Origin of the sequence: Streptomyces thermospinosisporus (assembly GCF_039526425.1) — a bacterium.
Classification (GTDB): Bacteria; Actinomycetota; Actinomycetes; order Streptomycetales; family Streptomycetaceae; genus Streptomyces; species Streptomyces thermocarboxydovorans.
Window position 1 is genome coordinate 1 of sequence record NZ_BAAAIZ010000049.1, and the last position, 15359, is coordinate 15359.

The 15359-nt window shown below is 71.4% G+C and carries 13 protein-coding genes and 1 pseudogene; 5 read left to right on the plus strand and 9 right to left on the minus strand.

From position 1 onward, the window contains the following. Positions 1–1311 precede the first annotated feature (1311 nt). Positions 1312–2469 (minus strand): acyl-CoA dehydrogenase, encoded by a 1158-nt coding sequence (locus tag ABD207_RS17410; protein ID WP_344014004.1) that lies wholly within the window; start codon positions 2467–2469, stop codon positions 1312–1314. Positions 2470–2660: 191 nt separating this feature from the next. On the opposite strand from ABD207_RS17410, the gene ABD207_RS17415 reads away from it, so the two are divergent. Continuing rightward, positions 2661–4004, plus strand: a complete 1344-nt coding sequence (locus ABD207_RS17415) for a UDP-glucose dehydrogenase family protein (RefSeq protein WP_344014005.1) — start codon at positions 2661–2663, stop codon at positions 4002–4004. Positions 4005–4188: 184 nt separating this feature from the next. Here ABD207_RS17415 and ABD207_RS17420 read toward each other — a convergent pair whose 3' ends face one another. After that, a complete protein-coding gene (locus tag ABD207_RS17420) occupies positions 4189–4731 on the minus strand; it encodes a CGNR zinc finger domain-containing protein (protein WP_344014006.1) in 543 nt (180 codons plus the stop codon). Between the two features lie 95 nt (positions 4732–4826). On the opposite strand from ABD207_RS17420, the gene ABD207_RS17425 reads away from it, so the two are divergent. Both ABD207_RS17425 and ABD207_RS17430 read left to right on the plus strand, forming a co-directional pair. After that, positions 4827–5186 carry a VOC family protein gene (locus ABD207_RS17425; protein WP_344014007.1) on the plus strand — a complete coding sequence of 120 codons (360 nt, stop codon included), beginning with the start codon at positions 4827–4829 and terminating at the stop codon, positions 5184–5186. Positions 5187–5210: 24 nt separating this feature from the next. Then, a pseudogene (locus ABD207_RS17430) lies at positions 5211–5572 on the plus strand (VOC family protein). 31 nt (positions 5573–5603) lie between these two features. On the opposite strand, the gene ABD207_RS17435 reads toward ABD207_RS17430, so the two are convergent. From ABD207_RS17435 to ABD207_RS17450, 4 genes are all read right to left on the minus strand, one after another. After that, a complete protein-coding gene (locus tag ABD207_RS17435) occupies positions 5604–6749 on the minus strand; it encodes a dipeptidase (protein WP_344014008.1) in 1146 nt (381 codons plus the stop codon). Between the two features lie 126 nt (positions 6750–6875). Continuing rightward, positions 6876–8057 (minus strand): dipeptidase, encoded by a 1182-nt coding sequence (locus ABD207_RS17440; RefSeq protein WP_344014009.1) that lies wholly within the window; start codon positions 8055–8057, stop codon positions 6876–6878. Positions 8058–8062: 5 nt separating this feature from the next. Further along, on the minus strand, positions 8063–8641 hold the full coding sequence (gene purE / locus ABD207_RS17445) for a 5-(carboxyamino)imidazole ribonucleotide mutase (RefSeq protein WP_344014010.1): 579 nt from the start codon (positions 8639–8641) through the stop codon (positions 8063–8065). Continuing rightward, positions 8638–9777, minus strand: coding sequence for a 5-(carboxyamino)imidazole ribonucleotide synthase (locus ABD207_RS17450; RefSeq protein WP_344014011.1), 1140 nt, complete (start codon positions 9775–9777; stop codon positions 8638–8640). Before ABD207_RS17450 ends, purE begins: the two co-directional genes overlap by 4 nt. A 153-nt stretch (positions 9778–9930) precedes the next feature. Between ABD207_RS17450 and ABD207_RS17455 the strand changes: the two genes are divergently transcribed. Continuing rightward, entirely contained in the window at positions 9931–10434 is a 504-nt protein-coding gene (locus ABD207_RS17455) for a GtrA family protein (protein ID WP_344014012.1), read from the plus strand. Positions 10435–10458: 24 nt separating this feature from the next. Here ABD207_RS17455 and ABD207_RS17460 read toward each other — a convergent pair whose 3' ends face one another. Further along, complete coding sequence (locus ABD207_RS17460; protein WP_344014013.1) at positions 10459–11730, minus strand: ATP-binding protein; 1272 nt, start codon at positions 11728–11730, stop codon at positions 10459–10461. Between the two features lie 50 nt (positions 11731–11780). Beyond that, the gene (locus ABD207_RS17465) at positions 11781–12458 is read right to left on the minus strand and encodes a response regulator transcription factor (RefSeq protein ID WP_343998474.1); all 678 of its coding nucleotides are present in this window, start codon (positions 12456–12458) and stop codon (positions 11781–11783) included. A gap of 539 nt (positions 12459–12997) precedes the next feature. Between ABD207_RS17465 and ABD207_RS17470 the strand changes: the two genes are divergently transcribed. After that, positions 12998–14494 carry an oligopeptide:H+ symporter gene (locus tag ABD207_RS17470; protein ID WP_344014014.1) on the plus strand — a complete coding sequence of 499 codons (1497 nt, stop codon included), beginning with the start codon at positions 12998–13000 and terminating at the stop codon, positions 14492–14494. On the opposite strand, the gene ABD207_RS17475 is transcribed toward ABD207_RS17470, so the two are convergent. After that, the coding region (locus tag ABD207_RS17475) for a hypothetical protein (RefSeq protein WP_344014015.1) at positions 14466–15359 on the minus strand (894 nt) is incomplete at its 5' end. The genes ABD207_RS17470 and ABD207_RS17475 overlap by 29 nt on opposite strands.

Consider the following 15359-nt stretch of genomic DNA (forward strand, 5'->3'; position numbering starts at 1 on the left):
CACATCGGCCAAGAACGGCTACACCACTTCAAGGGACGCCATCGGGGCTTCTGTCGTTGGTCACAGCAGGGCGCGGAAAGGGTTGAAGTCTGTGTGAGCGGTTCCGGCCCCTTCGGTTGCTGCTCGGTCTGAGAGGCGGCCTGCTTGGGTTCCACACGGTAGGCGCCATGGCGGTGTACGTGGCTGCGAGCAGTGCCAAGTACCGCTCGGAGACCCCTTCCCCCTCCAGGGCGAGTCCGGCGGCTTCTCCCATCTCGTTGAGCTTCGCTGCCACCTCGTCCAGCGTCCGCTGGGCTTCAGGGGCCTGCTTCGCCAAGTTCAGGGCCGCCCCCACGTCGAGCCTGCGCAGGACGGTGGTCGAGATGCCACGCGCGGTCTCACGAGCAGGCGCATCTTCGGCCGGCTCGATGGTGATCCGCTGGGGTCCGCCGTTGATCGGCCCTAGGGGCCACCCCGGGAGCACCCCGGTTCACTTCAACGCGGTTGAGCGCCGCGAGCAGGTTCTCCTTCGAGAGCATCCGCTCCCACAAGGACGGCTCCTGATCGCGGTGAACGTCCTCCGTGAGACGCGCCGACCGGTCACTGCGCTCCGCCGGGTCACTTCCGGAATGCACCGGTCCCTCCCCGGTCGGCACCGCCGAAGCGGTATTACTGCGGTCCACGTGACCGGCACGAGCAGTCACCACATCATCCGTTCCACTCGATGTTCGGCCCTTCCCAGCCGCCGTGCCCATCCCGGCTGGTACTACGGCCTCTGCTGACTTCTGCCCGGTCAGCCCACACCTCCCGGCACGGACCGTCGGCGCGGCGACAACCTCAGCACAACCGACACCCGGACAGATCTCCCCAGGTAAGAACGATCACTGTCCCTGGATCCCCGCCGCGTTTACGCACTGGCCTTCTTGGTGGAGACGGGCATCACCTTCCATGGCAGGCTCACCCGACCAGCACGCCTCATACGCGGTTCGTGTTCCTCGGTACCCAGGTCTCGCCTCGGGCTTCCTCCAGACCCCACCTCACGATGACGCCCTTGCCTCCGGCTCGGGGTTAGCACCACCTCTTCCCCCAGGGGACTCACACCCCCAAGCAATCGCCCATGCTGGGCACACCACGACAACAGCCCCCGGCAACTCGCCGGGGGCTGTGTTCGTTTGTGCTGGTCAGCGGCTGTTTTCGAGTCGCCAGCTCCCCAGGATTTCCCCAGCATGACGCCCGCCCCTGAACGGCCCTGATCGATCAGGCCGCAACGGGCAGAAAGCCGAGAGCGCTCCTCCGGAGCCTCAGAACCGCCTCTGAACTGCAAAAACCCTGCTACGGAAGGTTCCTGGCCATGACGATCCGCTGAACCTGGTTCGTGCCTTCATAAATCTGCGTGATCTTGGCGTCGCGCATCATGCGCTCCACCGGGTAGTCGCGGGTGTAGCCGTAGCCGCCGAGGAGCTGGACCGCGTCGGTGGTGACCTCCATGGCCACGTCGGAGGCGAAGCACTTGGCGGCGGCGCCGAGGTAGGTGAGGTCGGCGTCACCGCGCTCCGAGGCCGCGGCGGCCTGGTAGGTCAGGGCACGGGCCGCCGAGATCTTCATGGACATGTCGGCGAGCATGAACTGGATGCCCTGGAAGTCGGCGATCGGCTTGCCGAACTGCTTGCGCTCCTGGACGTAGCCCTTGGCGTAGTCGAGGGCGCCCTGGGCGATGCCGAGGGCCTGGGCGGCGATGGTGATGCGGGTGTGGTCCAGCGTCTTCATCGCCGTGGCGAAGCCGGTGCCCTCCTCGCCGATCATGCGGTCGGCGGGGATGCGGACGTTGTCCAGGTAGACCTCGCGGGTCGGGGAGCCCTTGATGCCGAGCTTCTTCTCCGGGGCGCCGAAGGAGACGCCCTCGTCGGACTTCTCGACGACGAAGGCGGAGATGCCCTTGGAGCGCTTGCCCGGGTCGGTGACCGCCATGACCGTGTAGTACTCGGAGACGCCGGCGTTGGTGATCCAGCGCTTGACGCCGTTGAGGACCCAGTGGTCGCCGTCGCGGACGGCCCGGGTCTTCATGCCGGCCGCGTCCGAGCCGGCGTCGGGCTCGGAGAGGCAGTAGGAGAACATCGCGTCGCCCTTGGCGAGCGGGGTCATGTACCGCTTCTTCAGCTCCTCGGAGCCGGACAGGAGCACCGGCAGGGAGCCGAGCTTGTTCACCGCGGGGATCAGCGAGGAGGAGGCGCAGACGCGGGCGACCTCCTCGATCACGATGACGGTGGCGAGCGCGTCGGCGCCGGCGCCGCCGTACTCCTCGGGGACGTGGACGGCGTGCAGGTCGTTGGCGACCAGCGCGTCGAGGGCCTCCTGCGGGAAGCGGGCCTCCTCGTCCACGGCGGCGGCGTGCGGCGCGATCTTCGCCTCGGCCAGTGCGCGGACGGCGTCGCGGAGCATGTCGTGCTCCTCGGACGGGCGGTACAGGTCGAAGTCAGCCGATCCGGCCAAGGTCTCTCACGCTCCAAAACGCTGTGATGCTGGCGCTAACTACCGTTAAGTAACCCAAATTTTAAGACTCGGACCGCGTGCATGGATAGGTGAGCTTGACGACAGCACCCCGCAGCGGCCGCACGGACCGCACGGGTGCCCCGGTTATGCTCGGGCCCGCACTTCTAGCCGCATACCCCTGGAGCACCCCCATGGCCCTCAAGATCACCGTGATCGGCACCGGTTATCTCGGCGCGACGCACGCGGCGGCCATGGCGCAACTGGGGTTCGAGGTGCTGGGCCTCGACGTCGTCCCGGAGAAGATCGACAAGCTGCGCCGGGGCGAGGTGCCCATGTACGAGCCGGGGCTTGAGGAGCTGCTGCGCCGGCACGTCGCCGGGCTCGAGGGCTCCACCGGGCGGCTGCGCTTCACCATGGACTTCGCCGAGGCCGGCGAGTTCGGGGACGTGCACTTCGTGTGCGTGAACACTCCGCAGCGGCACGGCGAGTACGCCTGCGACATGTCGTACGTCGACTCCGCGATCGCCTCGCTGGCCCCGCATCTGAAGCGGCCGGCGCTGGTGGTGGGCAAGTCGACGGTGCCGGTCGGATCGGCCGACCGGCTCGCCGCCTATCTGGCGGAGCACGCGCCGGCCGGCGAGGACGCCGAGCTGGCCTGGAACCCGGAGTTCCTGCGCGAGGGCTTCGCCGTCGAGGACACCCTCCACCCGGACCGGATCGTGGTGGGCGTGCGGAGCGAGCGGGCCGAGAAGCTGCTGCGCGAGGTGTACGCCACACCGGTCGCGGAGGGCTCGCCGTTCATCGTCACCGATTTCCCCACCGCGGAGCTGGTGAAGACCTCGGCGAACTCCTTCCTGGCCACCAAGATCTCCTTCATCAACGCCATGGCCGAGGTGTGCGAGACCGCGGGCGGCGACGTGGCCAAGCTGGCGGAGGCCATCGGCTACGACGACCGGATCGGCAGGAAGTTCCTGCGCGCCGGGATCGGCTTCGGCGGCGGATGCCTGCCGAAGGACATCCGGGCGTTCATGGCGCGCGCCGGCGAGTTGGGCGCGGACCAGGCGCTGACGTTCCTGCGGGAGATCGACTCGATCAATATGCGCCAGCGCGGCCGGATGGTGGAGCTGACCCGCCAGGCGCTGGGCGGCGGCCCCTTCCTGGGCAAGCGGGTGGCGGTGCTCGGCGCGACCTTCAAGCCCGACTCGGACGACGTCCGGGACTCGCCGGCGCTGAACGTGGCCGGGCAGATCCATCTGCAGGGCGGCCAGGTCACGGTCTACGACCCGAAGGGCATGGACAACGCCCGGCGCATCTTCCCCACGCTCGGGTACGCCGACTCGGCGCTGGAGGCGGTGCGGGGCGCCGATGTGGTGCTGCATCTGACGGAGTGGCGCGAGTTCCGCGAGCTGGACCCGGCGGCGCTGGGCGAGGTGGTGGCCGAGCGGCTGATCCTCGACGGGCGCAATGCGCTGGATCCGGAGGTGTGGCGCAAGGCGGGCTGGCGCTACCGGGCGATGGGGCGGCCCACCGCCTGAGACCCGCGCGGACTCGCGTGAACTTCCCGCGGACTCGCGTGGGATTGCCCGCGGGCTCCTGAGACCGGGTGACGCCGGTTCGGCCGAGGCTCAGTCGGCCGAACCGGCGTCTTGTTGCATTCTGCACCACGCGCCCCGGATCGGGTGAAGGCTCCCGGGGACTTCCGCACCCCGCACGCGCCCCTCAAGAGCCCTTTTTGTTCGTTTCAGATCCCTTTTGTCCGGCCGCGTTCGCCCGGTAGCGGCGCATCTTGGCGCGGGCGCCGCAGACCTGCATCGAGCACCACCGGCCGCGCCCGGCGGGGCTGCGGTCGTAGTAGGCCCAGTGGCAGTCGGCGGCCTCGCAGGCCTTCAGACGTGACCAGGTGCCCGCGGTGACGGCCTCGGCGACGGCGGCGGCCACGCGGGAGAGCAGCGAGCCGTCCTCCACCGGGGCGAAGGCCGCGGCGCCGTCGGCCGGGCCCACGGTGATCACCAGGGGTGCGGCGGCGAGCAGCTCGCCGAGCGGGGTCACCGGGCGGTGCGGCGGATGCCCGGCGTGGGCGAGCAGGGTGGCGCGCAGCGACTCCCGCAGCTGACGGGCCGCGGGCAGCGCGTCCTCGGTCAGCCCGAAGCGGGCGCGCCCCTCCTCCGTGTCGAGCGAGTCGGCGCCGCTTTCCAGGTCGACCGTGTTGACCAGGGACTCGATCAGGGCCAGGCCCCCGGGTGCGGGCGATCTCTCACTCATGCTTGCGACGTTACCCCCCATGGGGCAGCATGGGGTAACCGTTACCGGTTAACGGCTTGAACAGGTAACCTGTGCAGGTGATCCGAGGAGGAGTCATGTCCGTAGCCAAGGTGGGTGCCGTCGTCCTGGACTGTCCCGACCCGATGGCGCTGGCCCGCTTCTACGCCGAGGTGCTGGGCGGCACGCCGCAGCAGGAGGAGGACTGGGTGGACCTCGTGGTGCCCGGCGGCCCGGCGCTCGCCTTCCAGGCGGCCCCCGGTTACGTGCCGCCGCGGTGGCCGTCGCCGGAGCACTCGCAGCAGTTCCATCTGGATCTGACCGTGGAGGACCTGGACACGGCCGAGAAGCAGGTGCTGGCGCTCGGCGCGAAGCCGCTTCAGACGGAGGACCGCTCGCGCACCTGGCGGGTTTACGCCGACCCGGCCGGGCACCCGTTCTGCCTCTGCGCCTGCTGATCCCATCGGCTCCAGGGAGGCACCATGACTGCCGTCGCCCGACTGCGTTCCGTCGTGCTCGACCGCCCCGAGCCGGGAGAACTGGCCCGCTTCTACGCGGCCGTCGGCGGGTGGTGCTGAAGGTGCCGGACGGTCCGCGGCCCGCCTTCCAGCGGGCGGAGGGGTACGCCCCGCCCCAGTGGCCGCACGCCGACCACGACCCGCAGCAGTTCCATCTCGACTTCGACGCCGGGGCCACCTGGGACGAGGTGGACGCGGCCGAGGAGCAGGTCCTGGCGCTGGGGGCGCGGGTGCTGGACCGGGCGGACCACGAGCGCAAGGGCTTCCGGGTCTACGCCGATCCGGCGGGACACCCCTTCTGCCTGTGCCGGATCGCGGAGCCGTAGCCGGCCGGGGCCGGCAGGAGGCGCGGGCCCCCTACCCGTCCAGGTCGGCGATGGTCGCCGTGGACGGGGGCCGGCGTTGCTGGGCCGTGCGGGCGGTGAAGTCGGCGCCGCGCAGGACGCGTTGGACGTTGCCCCAGGTCAGCAGGGCCACCTCGGACTCCTCCCAGCCGCGGCGCAGCAGTTCGGCGATCAGCCTCGGGTAGCAGGAGGTGTCGCCGAGCTCCTGGGGGTGGGCGCTGCCGGTGTCGTAGGTGCCGGAGAGGCCGACGCATTCGGGGCCGGCGAGGGAGCGGACGTGGTCCAGGTGGTCGGCGACGTCCCGGACCGTCGGTCCGGTCTGCTCCGCGGTCAGCGGCACCATGACCAGACCCCGCGCCTCGCCGACGGCGGCCAGCAGGTCGTCGGGCAGGTTGGCGGGGTGGGGGCGCAGGGTGCGGGCGGCGGAGCGGCTGAACAGCACCGGCGCCTTGGACACGGTCAGCGCGCGCCGGACCGTCTCGCTCGAGGCGTAGGAGAGGTCGGCGATCATGCCGACGCGGTTCATCTCGCGCACGACCTCCTCGCCGAACCGGGTCAGCCCGGCCGCGTTCGCCCAGGTGGTGCCGGTCAGGGTGAGCACCCGCAGGCCGAGCGCGTGCAGGGAGCGCAGCACGCCGAGGGAGTCGCCGAGCGCGGCGGCCTGGGCGGGCCCGAACAGCACGGCGACCAGCCCGCAGTTGCGGGCGTCGGTGACCTGCCCCGCGGTGCGGGCCGGGCGCAGCCCCTCCGCGTGGGCGGCGACCACACCCTTCGCCAGGTCCAGCTGGTCCAGCGTCGCGGCGACCGCGTCGCCGGCCCGGAGCGCGCCGGGTCCTTCGGGCAGGTGCAGCGACCAGAACACGGCGCCGACCTGGCCCTTGCGCAGCCGGGGCACGTCCGCGTCGACGGCGCTCTCCCCCAGGTCGAGGTCGTAGTAGGGCAGCCGGCGCAGCGCCCAGGGCAGCCCGCTGTAGCCGTCGGCCACCGGGTGCGCGGCCAGGACGGCGCGGGCGCGGGTGAGGGGCGCGTCGTCGGGGTCGGAGACCGGCTGGCAGGGCTCGGCCGGGACGACGACGGCCTCGGCGGGGTACGGCTCGGTCAGCTCGTCGACGCTGCCGACCTCGCCGGCCGGATACAGGTCGTCCTGGAGATCGGCCATGGCGGGCTCCGTACGTGGTGACCTCGGTGGTGATGCAAACAGGGCCACCGTCGCACGGAGTGCCGGGTCGCTTCCTGGTGGACGGCGCGTTCGGGGTACCACCCGGACGGACCGGGCGGCCCCGGCTCACCGCACGCCGTCGAGGGCCTCCAGGGTGGCGTGGGACGGTCCGCGCACCGCCCGCAGGGAGCGGGCCACGTCCTCCGCGTCGCCCAGCACCCGGACCGCGTTCTTCCAGGTCAGCTTGGCGAGGTCGGCCCTTGACCAGCCCCGCTGGAGGAGTTCGGCGATCAGGTTCGGGTAGCCGGAGACGTCGCGCAGTCCGTCCGGGGTGAAGGCGGTGCCGTCGTAGTCGCCGCCGATGCCGAGGTGGTCGATGCCGGCGACCTCGCGCATGTGGTCCAGGTGGTCGGCGACCGTGGCGGCGGTGGCGACGGGGCGCGGGTGGCGTTCCTCGAACTCCGCGTGCACCTTCATCGCCTCGGGGCTGGTGTCGAGGTGGTGGAAGCCGTGGGCGCGCAGGTTCTCGTCGGCCGCGGCGGTCCAGTCGACGGCCGCCTGGAGGACGAACTTCGGCACGAACGTCACCATGGCGACCCCGCCGTTGGCGGGCAGCCGCTCCAGCACGTCGTCGGGGATGTTGCGCGGATGGTCGCAGACGGCACGGGCGGAGGAGTGCGAGAAGATCACCGGCGCCTCGCTGGTGTCGAGCGCGTCCCGCATGGTCGTCGCCGCGACGTGCGAGAGGTCGACCAGCATGCCCAGCCGGTTCATCTCCCGCACCACCGCGCGCCCGAAGGCGGTCAGGCCGCCCGCGCGGGGCTCGTCGGTCGCCGAGTCCGCCCAGTCCGTGTTGTCGTTGTGGGTGAGCGTCAGATAGCGGACGCCCAGGGCGTACAGGCCGCGCAGGGTGCCGAGGGAGTTGGCGATGGAGTGGCCGCCCTCCGCGCCCATCAGGGAGGCGATGCGGCCCTCGCCGCGCGCGGCCTCCATGTCGGCCGCGGTCAGCGCGGGTGCCAGGTCCGCCGGGTGACGGTCGATCAACTGCCGTACGCAGTCGATCTGTTCCAGGGTGGCGGGCACCGGGTCGGGCAGGTCGGAGGGGACGTACACCGACCAGAACTGGGCGCCGACCCCGCCCGAGCGCAGCCGGGGCAGGTCGGTGTGCTGATGCGCGGACTGGTCACCGGTGAGGTCGCGGGCGTCGAGGTCGTAGCCGGTGTGGCGCAGCGCCCACGGCAGGTCGTTGTGCCCGTCGACGACGGGGAACTCGGCGAGCAGAGCGCGGGCGTCGTCGAGGGCGGTCACGCGCCTCACTTCCCGAAGCCGAAGCCGCCGGTGCCCTCAATCCGGGCGCGCAGACGCTTGCCCTTCTCGGTGGCCTGGTCGTTGAGCTCCTGCTGGAACTCCCGCATGCGGCCGAGGAGTTCCTCGTCGTGCGCGGCGAGGATGCGGGCCGCGAGCAGTCCGGCGTTGCGGGCTCCGCCCACGGAGACGGTGGCGACGGGCACCCCGGCCGGCATCTGCACGATGGACAGCAGGCTGTCCATGCCGTCGAGGTGCTTCAGCGGCACCGGGACGCCGATGACCGGCAGCGGGGTGACCGAGGCGAGCATGCCGGGCAGATGGGCGGCGCCGCCGGCGCCGGCGATGATCACCTTCAGGCCGCGGTCGGCCGCCTGCTCCCCGTAGGCGATCATCTCGCGGGGCATGCGGTGCGCGGAGACGACGTCGACCTCGTACTCGATCTCGAACTCGTCGAGGGCCTGGGCGGCCGCCTCCATCACGGGCCAGTCGGAGTCCGACCCCATGACGATGCCCACCCGGGGAAAGGGGCGCACGTCAGCGCTCGTTGAGGGGTGGTGGTCGGGCGACGGGTGGGCAGGGCTCATTCGGTGATCGTCCCTCTCAGGTAACCGGCTGCGTGACGGGCGCGCTCCAGCACCTCGTCCAGGTCGTCGCCGTAGGTGTTGACGTGGCCCACCTTGCGGCCCGGCTTCACGTCCTTGCCGTACATGTGGATCTGCAGCTCGGGGTCGCGGGCCATGCAGTGCAGGTACGCGGAGTACATGTCCGGGAAGTCGCCGCCGAGGACGTTGACCATCACCGTCCACTTCGCGCGCGGCCGGGGGTCGCCGAGCGGGAGGTCGAGCACGGCGCGGACATGGTTGGCGAACTGGCTGGTGATCGCGCCGTCCATGGTCCAGTGGCCGGAGTTGTGCGGGCGCATCGCCAGCTCGTTGACGAGGACGCGGCCGTCGCGGGTCTGGAACAGCTCCACGGCGAGGTGTCCGACGACGCCCAGCTCCTTGGCGATGTTCAGCGCCATCCGCTCGGCCTCCAGGGCCAGCGCCTCGTCGAGGCCGGGGGCCGGGGCGATCACGGTGTCGCAGACGCCGTCGACCTGCCGGGACTCCACCACCGGGTAGGCCACGGCCTGGCCGTGCGGGGAGCGGACCACGTTGGCGGCCAGCTCGCGCACGAAGTCGACCTTCTCCTCGGCGAGCACCGGCACCCCGGCCTTGAACGGCTCGGCCGCCTCCTCGGCGGAGCCGACCACCCACACGCCCTTGCCGTCGTAGCCGCCGCGGACGGTCTTGAGGACGACGGGGAAACCCTCGCCCTCGGCCGCGAAGGCAGCCACGTCGGCGGGGTCGGAGACGATGCGGTGCCGCGGGCAGGGAATGCCGATCGCGTCGAGCTTCGCCCGCATCACGCCCTTGTCCTGGGCGTGCACCAGCGCGTCGGGGCCGGGCCGGACGGGAATGCCCTCCGCCTCCAGGGCCCTGAGGTGCTCGGTGGGCACGTGCTCGTGGTCGAAGGTGATCACGTCGCAGCCGCGCGCGAAGTCGCGCAGCGTGTCCAGGTCGCGGTAGTCGCCGACGACGACATCACCGACCACCTGCGCCGCCGAGTCCTGCGGGGTGTCACTGAGGAGCTTGAACCTGATGCCGAGCGGGATGCCCGCCTCGTGGGTCATACGAGCGAGCTGGCCACCGCCGACCATGCCGACTACGGGGAACGTCACGCTCCTAGGGTATCGGCCGCGCCAGGGTGGCCGATTTCCCGCCCGCCCCGCGGGATGCCTTGCGGCCCCGGCCGCCGTCCGCAGGAAGATCGCGAGGGCGGGTGGTTAGCATGGCTGCGTTGACGGACACCGACGGACGGGAGCCTCAAGGCGATGGAACGTGGCTCCTCGGGGCTCCGGCGGCTCTTCCAGGAGGTCGCCCGGTTCGGTGCGGTCGGCGGCGCCGGCCTGCTGGTCAATCTGGGTGTGTTCAACCTGGTCCGGGCGGTCACCGACCTGCAGGTGGTGCGGGCGAGCGTGATCGCCACCATTGTCGCGATCATCTTCAACTACCTCGGCTTCCGCTACTTCACCTACCGCGACCGGGACAAGTCCGGGCGGACCCGGGAGATGACGCTGTTCCTGGTGTTCAGCGTGATCGGCCTGGTGATCGAGAACGGTGTCCTCTACACGGCGACGTACGGCTTCGGCTGGGACAGCCGGCTGCAGAGCAACATCTTCAAGTTCCTCGGCATCGGCATCGCCACCCTGTTCCGCTTCTGGTCCTACCGCACCTGGGTGTTCCGCGCGCTGCCGGTGCGCGAGCCGGTGGCCGGGTCTCCGGTCGCGCACGGCGAGGGCAGGCGCAGCCGCCGCGCGGAGCAGCGCGTTCCGTAGGCGCCCGTCCCCTGGGTCCGCGGCTCAGCGGATGGTCTGCCGGTCCGTGTCCTCGGGCTTCTGCGGCGGGGTGCGGGAGAGGAACAGGCCGAAGACCGGGGGCTTGGCCTGGAGCATCTCCAGCCGGCCGCCGTCCGCCTCCGCGAGGTCCCTCGCCACCGCCAGGCCGATGCCGGTGGAGTTGCGGCCGCTGATCGCCCGCTCGAAGATGCGGGCGCCCAGTTCCTCGGGGACGCCGGGTCCCTCGTCGGTGACCTCGATGACGACCTGGTTGCCGGTGACCCGCGTGCGCAGGGCGACGGTGCCGCCGCCATGCATCAGGGAGTTCTCGATCAGCGCGGCCAGCACCTGCGCCACCGCGCCCGGGGTACCGACCGCCCGCAGATTGCGCTTGCCCGAGCTGACGATCGCGCGGCCCGCGCTGCGGTAGGCGGGGCGCCACTCGGCGAGCTGCTGCTGGATCACCTCGTCGAGCTCGAAGGTGACCGCGGAGCCGGTGCGCGGGTCGCGGGAGTTGGTCAGCAGCCGCTCCACCACGTCCGTCAGCCGCTCCACCTGGGTCAGCGCGATGGTGGCCTCCTCCTTCACCGTCTCCAGGTCGTCGGTGAGGGTGATCTCCTCCAGTCGCATGGACAGCGCGGTCAGCGGGGTGCGCAGCTGGTGGGAGGCGTCGGCGGCCAGGCGCCGTTCGGCGGTGAGCATGCGGGCGATGCGCTCGGCGGAGGAGTCCAGGACGTCGGCGACCCGGTCCAGCTCGGGCACCCCGTAGCGGCGGTGGCGCGGGCGCGGGTCGCCGGAGCCCAGGCGTTCCGCGGTCTCGGCCAGGTCGGTCAGCGGGGAGGCCAGCCGGTTGGCCTGGCGGACGGCGAGGAGCACCGCGGCGATCACCGCGAGCAGCGCCACCAGGGCGATGATCAGCAGCGTGCGGGCGACCTCCTGGGTCACCGAGGAGCGCGGCTCCTGCACGGTGACCGTCTCGCCCTCCTCGCCGGGCGCGGTGGCGCTGATGACGTCGCCCTCCGGCTTGTCGCCGACCTCTATGGCCGGCCGGCCGGGGATCCGGATGACGGCGTAGCGGTCCTCGGTGACCTGGCCGCTGAGGATGTCCGCCGTGACCTTCTCGTCCACGATCAGCCGGCTGTCGACGATGCCGGCCAGCCGGACCGCCTCGGAGCGCACCCGCTCGCGGGCGCTCTCGCTGATGGTGCGCGTCTCGACGATCACCAGGGAGACCCCGAACACGGCGATCACGACGAGCACCACGGCGAGCGTGGACTGGATCAGGCGGCGGCGCATGTCCTCTTACCCACTGCGAACCCTCGCGGGGGCTCGTCAGTTCTTCTCGGTCAGTTCTTCTCGAAGCGGAAGCCCACGCCGCGCACGGTGGCGATGTAGCGGGGGTTGGCCGCGTCGTCGCCGAGCTTCTTGCGGAGCCAGGAGATGTGCATGTCGAGGGTCTTGGTCGACGACCACCAGGTGGTGTCCCACACCTCGCGCATCAACTGGTCGCGGGTGACCACCCGGCCGGCGTCCCGGACCAGCACCCGCAGCAGGTCGAACTCCTTGGCGGTGAGCTGCAGCTCCTCGTCGCCCATCCACGCCCGGTGCGACTCGACGTCGATGCGCACGCCGTGCGTGGCGGGCGGCTGCTGCGGCTCGGCGGCACCGCGCCGCAGCAGGGCCCGCACCCGGGCCAGCAGCTCGGCGAGCCGGAACGGCTTGGTGACGTAGTCGTCGGCTCCCGCGTCCAGGCCGACGACGGTGTCCACCTCGTCGGCGCGGGCGGTCAGGATCAGGATGGGAACCGTGTGTCCGTCGGAGCGCAGGCGCCGGGCGACCTCGAGGCCGTCCATACCGGGCAGCCCGAGGTCCAGCACCACCAGGTCGACGCCGCCCTGCATTCCGGCGTCGAGCGCGCTGGGTCCGTCCTCGCGCACCTCGACCTCGTAGCCCTCGCGGCGCAGGGCTCGGGCCAGCGGTTCCGAGATGGAGGCGTCGTCCTCGGCGAGCAGTACACGGGTCATGGAGTGATGGTAGTCCCGCCGCGACGCGGCTCGGGGTGTGATCGCCGGGCTCGCTTCTTACCGCCCCCTCACCGGATTCTCACCCCCGCGGCACGGGGCGGCGAGTGGCCTGGACCCCTGTGCGTGACCTTCGAGACGGGGGTGCAATCCTGGAAGGACCTTCGAACACACGAGCGCGGTTCCGCGTAAACCTGTGATTCGTGTCTCAAACCCTTCCATACCAGGCGGTGTCCTGACGTATGGTGAGTCAACGCCTGTTGCACTGCGGGGACCTTTGGCGGAATTCGACGCTGAAGGTCTCTTTTGTGTGCGGGCCGGCTCCTCGCCGGCCCCGGAAGGAATGACCTGTGGCCGGGCCTCACCCGCGCATCGTCGCGCGGGAAGGCGTGGATCCCGGTGGTCGCCGTCCGCCGCTCCGCGATCCGGAGCGGACCTCCCCCGGGCGTGGGACGGGACGGCGGGCCCCCCGGTGCCGGCCGCCGCCCCCCACCGGGCGCGTACCCGCTCGCGCGACGCGTCCCGACCAACAAGGAACGACCATGGCGTCCAGCCTGACGAAGGACTCGGTCACCCCGGGCACCCCCGGCTCCGAGAAGACCTTCTTCGGCCACCCCCGCGGACTGGCCACCCTCTTCATGACCGAGATGTGGGAGCGCTTCTCCTACTACGGCATGAGAGCCCTGCTCCCGCTGTACCTCGTCGCTCCGGGCGGCCTGGGTCTCAGCGCCGGCACGGCGACCGCGATCTACTCGGTGTACGTGTCGCTGGTGTACCTGCTCACGATGCCGGGCGGCTGGTTCGGCGACCGCGTGTGGGGTCCGCGCAAGACCGTCGCCGTCGCGGGCGGCATCATCATGCTGGGCCACCTCACGCTGGCCCTGCCCTCCTCCGGCACCTTCTACGCCGGCCTCGGCCTGGTCGCCATCGGCTCGGGTCTGCTGAAGGCCAACATCTCCACGATGGTCGGCCAGCTCTACGACGGTCCGGACGACCCGCGCCGCGACGGTGGCTTCACCGTCTTCTACATGGGCATCAACCTCGGTGCCTTCGGCGCGCCGCTGATCATCGGCACCGTCGGCGAGAACGTGAACTGGCACCTGGGCTTCGCCCTGGCCGCGCTCGGCATGGGTCTGGGTGTCGCCCAGTTCCTGCTCGGCAGCCGTCACCTGGCCGCGCAGTCCAGCGTCGTGCCGAAGCCGCTGTCGGCCGCGGAGAAGACCACCACGCTGCGCAAGGCCGCCTTCTGGGCCGTCGTCGCCGCCGTCTTCTACGCGATCGTCGGCTTCACCGGCCACTACACGCTGAACTGGGTGCTGGTCCCGCTGACGCTGCTCGGTGTGATCGTGCCGGTGATGGTGCTGACCCGCATCAGGCGCGACAAGTCCCTGGACACCGCCGAGCAGTCGAAGATGTCGGCGTACATCTGGTTCTTCGCCGCCGCGGCCGTGTTCTGGATGATCTACGACCAGGGCGGCTCGACCCTGTCGATCTTCGCCGGCTCCTCGGCCGAGAACAGCGTCCTGGGCTGGGAGTTCCCGGTCTCCTGGTACCAGTCGGTCAACCCGGTCCTGATCATGGCGCTGGCCCCGGTCTTCGCCTGGTTCTGGCTGGCGCTGAACCGGCGCGGCAAGGAGCCGAGCACCATCGTGAAGTTCGCCTCCGGTCTGGTGCTGGTCGGTGCGTCCTTCTTCCTGTTCCTCGCTCCGCTGTCCATCGCGGACGGCGGCCACAAGGCCGCGGCGATGTGGCTGGTGGCGATCTACTTCACCCAGACCGTCGGTGAGCTGCTGGTCTCGCCGGTCGGCCTGTCGGTCACCACGAAGATGGCCCCGGTGAAGTACGCCTCGCAGATGATGGGCGTCTGGTTCCTGGCGGTCACCGCCGGTGACGCCACAACGGGTCTGCTGTCCATCGCCGGCGTCGACCTGAACAGGATGGGCATCGTCGCCCTGGAGGCGATGCTGGCCGTGGTCGCCGGTGCCGCGGTGTGGATGTACCGCAAGAAGGTCAAGGCGCTGATGGGCGACGTCCGCTGACGCCGTTCTCCGTGTGACGCAGGGCCCTCGCACCCGCCGGGTGCGGGGGCCCTTCCGAGTGCGCCGGCAGGCACCGCGCCAGCAGGGCCATGGCCGCGCGGTAGAGGGCGACGGGGACCGTCAGGAAGGTCAGGGTCCAGAAGAGGGTGACGCCCCAGGGACGGGGTTCGGTCCAGGGGTGCTCGGCGAGGATCCGTCCGCCGTACTTGAGGGAGACCGTGTAGTCGCCGTGGGCGCCGGCCGGGAGCTGGACGGGCAGTTCGACGCGGGCCCGGCCGCCGGGCGGGACGGTGCCGCGCCAGGGCCGGGGCTGCCAGTCGGGGGCGTGGACGCCGTGCGAGGTGCCGATCTGGAAGACCGGGTCGCGGACGGGGTACGTGCCGGCGTTGGCGAGCGTGATCACCAGCGTGCGGGCCGGGGGTGAGCCGAAGCGGGTCAGCAGGTCGCTGCCGCCCTCCAGGCGGGCGCCGGCGGTGGGCGACAGGCGCCCGCCGGCCGCCTCGGCGGGCAGCGGCTCCACCGAGTGACCGGCCACCTGGAACGCCGCGTCCGCCTCGGCCTTCGGGCCGGTCGCCGTCTCGGCGTGCACCACGCACGGACAGGGCACCGGCGGCTCCGTCACCGGCAGCCTGCGGCGGAAGCGGCCGTCCGCACCGGCGGTGACCGTCCGGCCGTCGGCGTTGGCACAGGAGGCGGTCCCGCCCGTCACCCCGCCGGACGGCACGGTACGGCCGCAGATCAGCAGCATCAGCAGCGTGCCGGACCGCCATCCGCTGCCGGTGACGGTGACCGCACCGCCGGTGCCCGCCTGGCGCGCGGACAGCTCGACGCGGGGGCGGTCCGCGGCCGCGGCGGGCCGCGCCGC

Bases quoted from the DNA above. Each gene is read 5' to 3' on its own strand.
- ABD207_RS17465 (WP_343998474.1), bottom strand. From the start codon at position 12,458: ATGACCCGTGTACTGCTCGCCGAGGACGACGCCTCCATCTCGGAACCG.
- ABD207_RS17420 (WP_344014006.1), bottom strand. From the start codon at position 4,731: ATGAGTGAGAGATCGCCCGCACCCGGGGGCCTGGCCCTGATCGAGTCC.
- ABD207_RS17425 (WP_344014007.1), top strand. From the start codon at position 4,827: ATGTCCGTAGCCAAGGTGGGTGCCGTCGTCCTGGACTGTCCCGACCCG.
- ABD207_RS17455 (WP_344014012.1), top strand. From the start codon at position 9,931: ATGGAACGTGGCTCCTCGGGGCTCCGGCGGCTCTTCCAGGAGGTCGCC.
- ABD207_RS17435 (WP_344014008.1), bottom strand. From the start codon at position 6,749: ATGGCCGATCTCCAGGACGACCTGTATCCGGCCGGCGAGGTCGGCAGC.
- purE (WP_344014010.1), bottom strand. From the start codon at position 8,641: ATGAGCCCTGCCCACCCGTCGCCCGACCACCACCCCTCAACGAGCGCT.
- ABD207_RS17460 (WP_344014013.1), bottom strand. From the start codon at position 11,730: ATGCGCCGCCGCCTGATCCAGTCCACGCTCGCCGTGGTGCTCGTCGTG.
- ABD207_RS17415 (WP_344014005.1), top strand. From the start codon at position 2,661: ATGGCCCTCAAGATCACCGTGATCGGCACCGGTTATCTCGGCGCGACG.
- ABD207_RS17470 (WP_344014014.1), top strand. From the start codon at position 12,998: ATGGCGTCCAGCCTGACGAAGGACTCGGTCACCCCGGGCACCCCCGGC.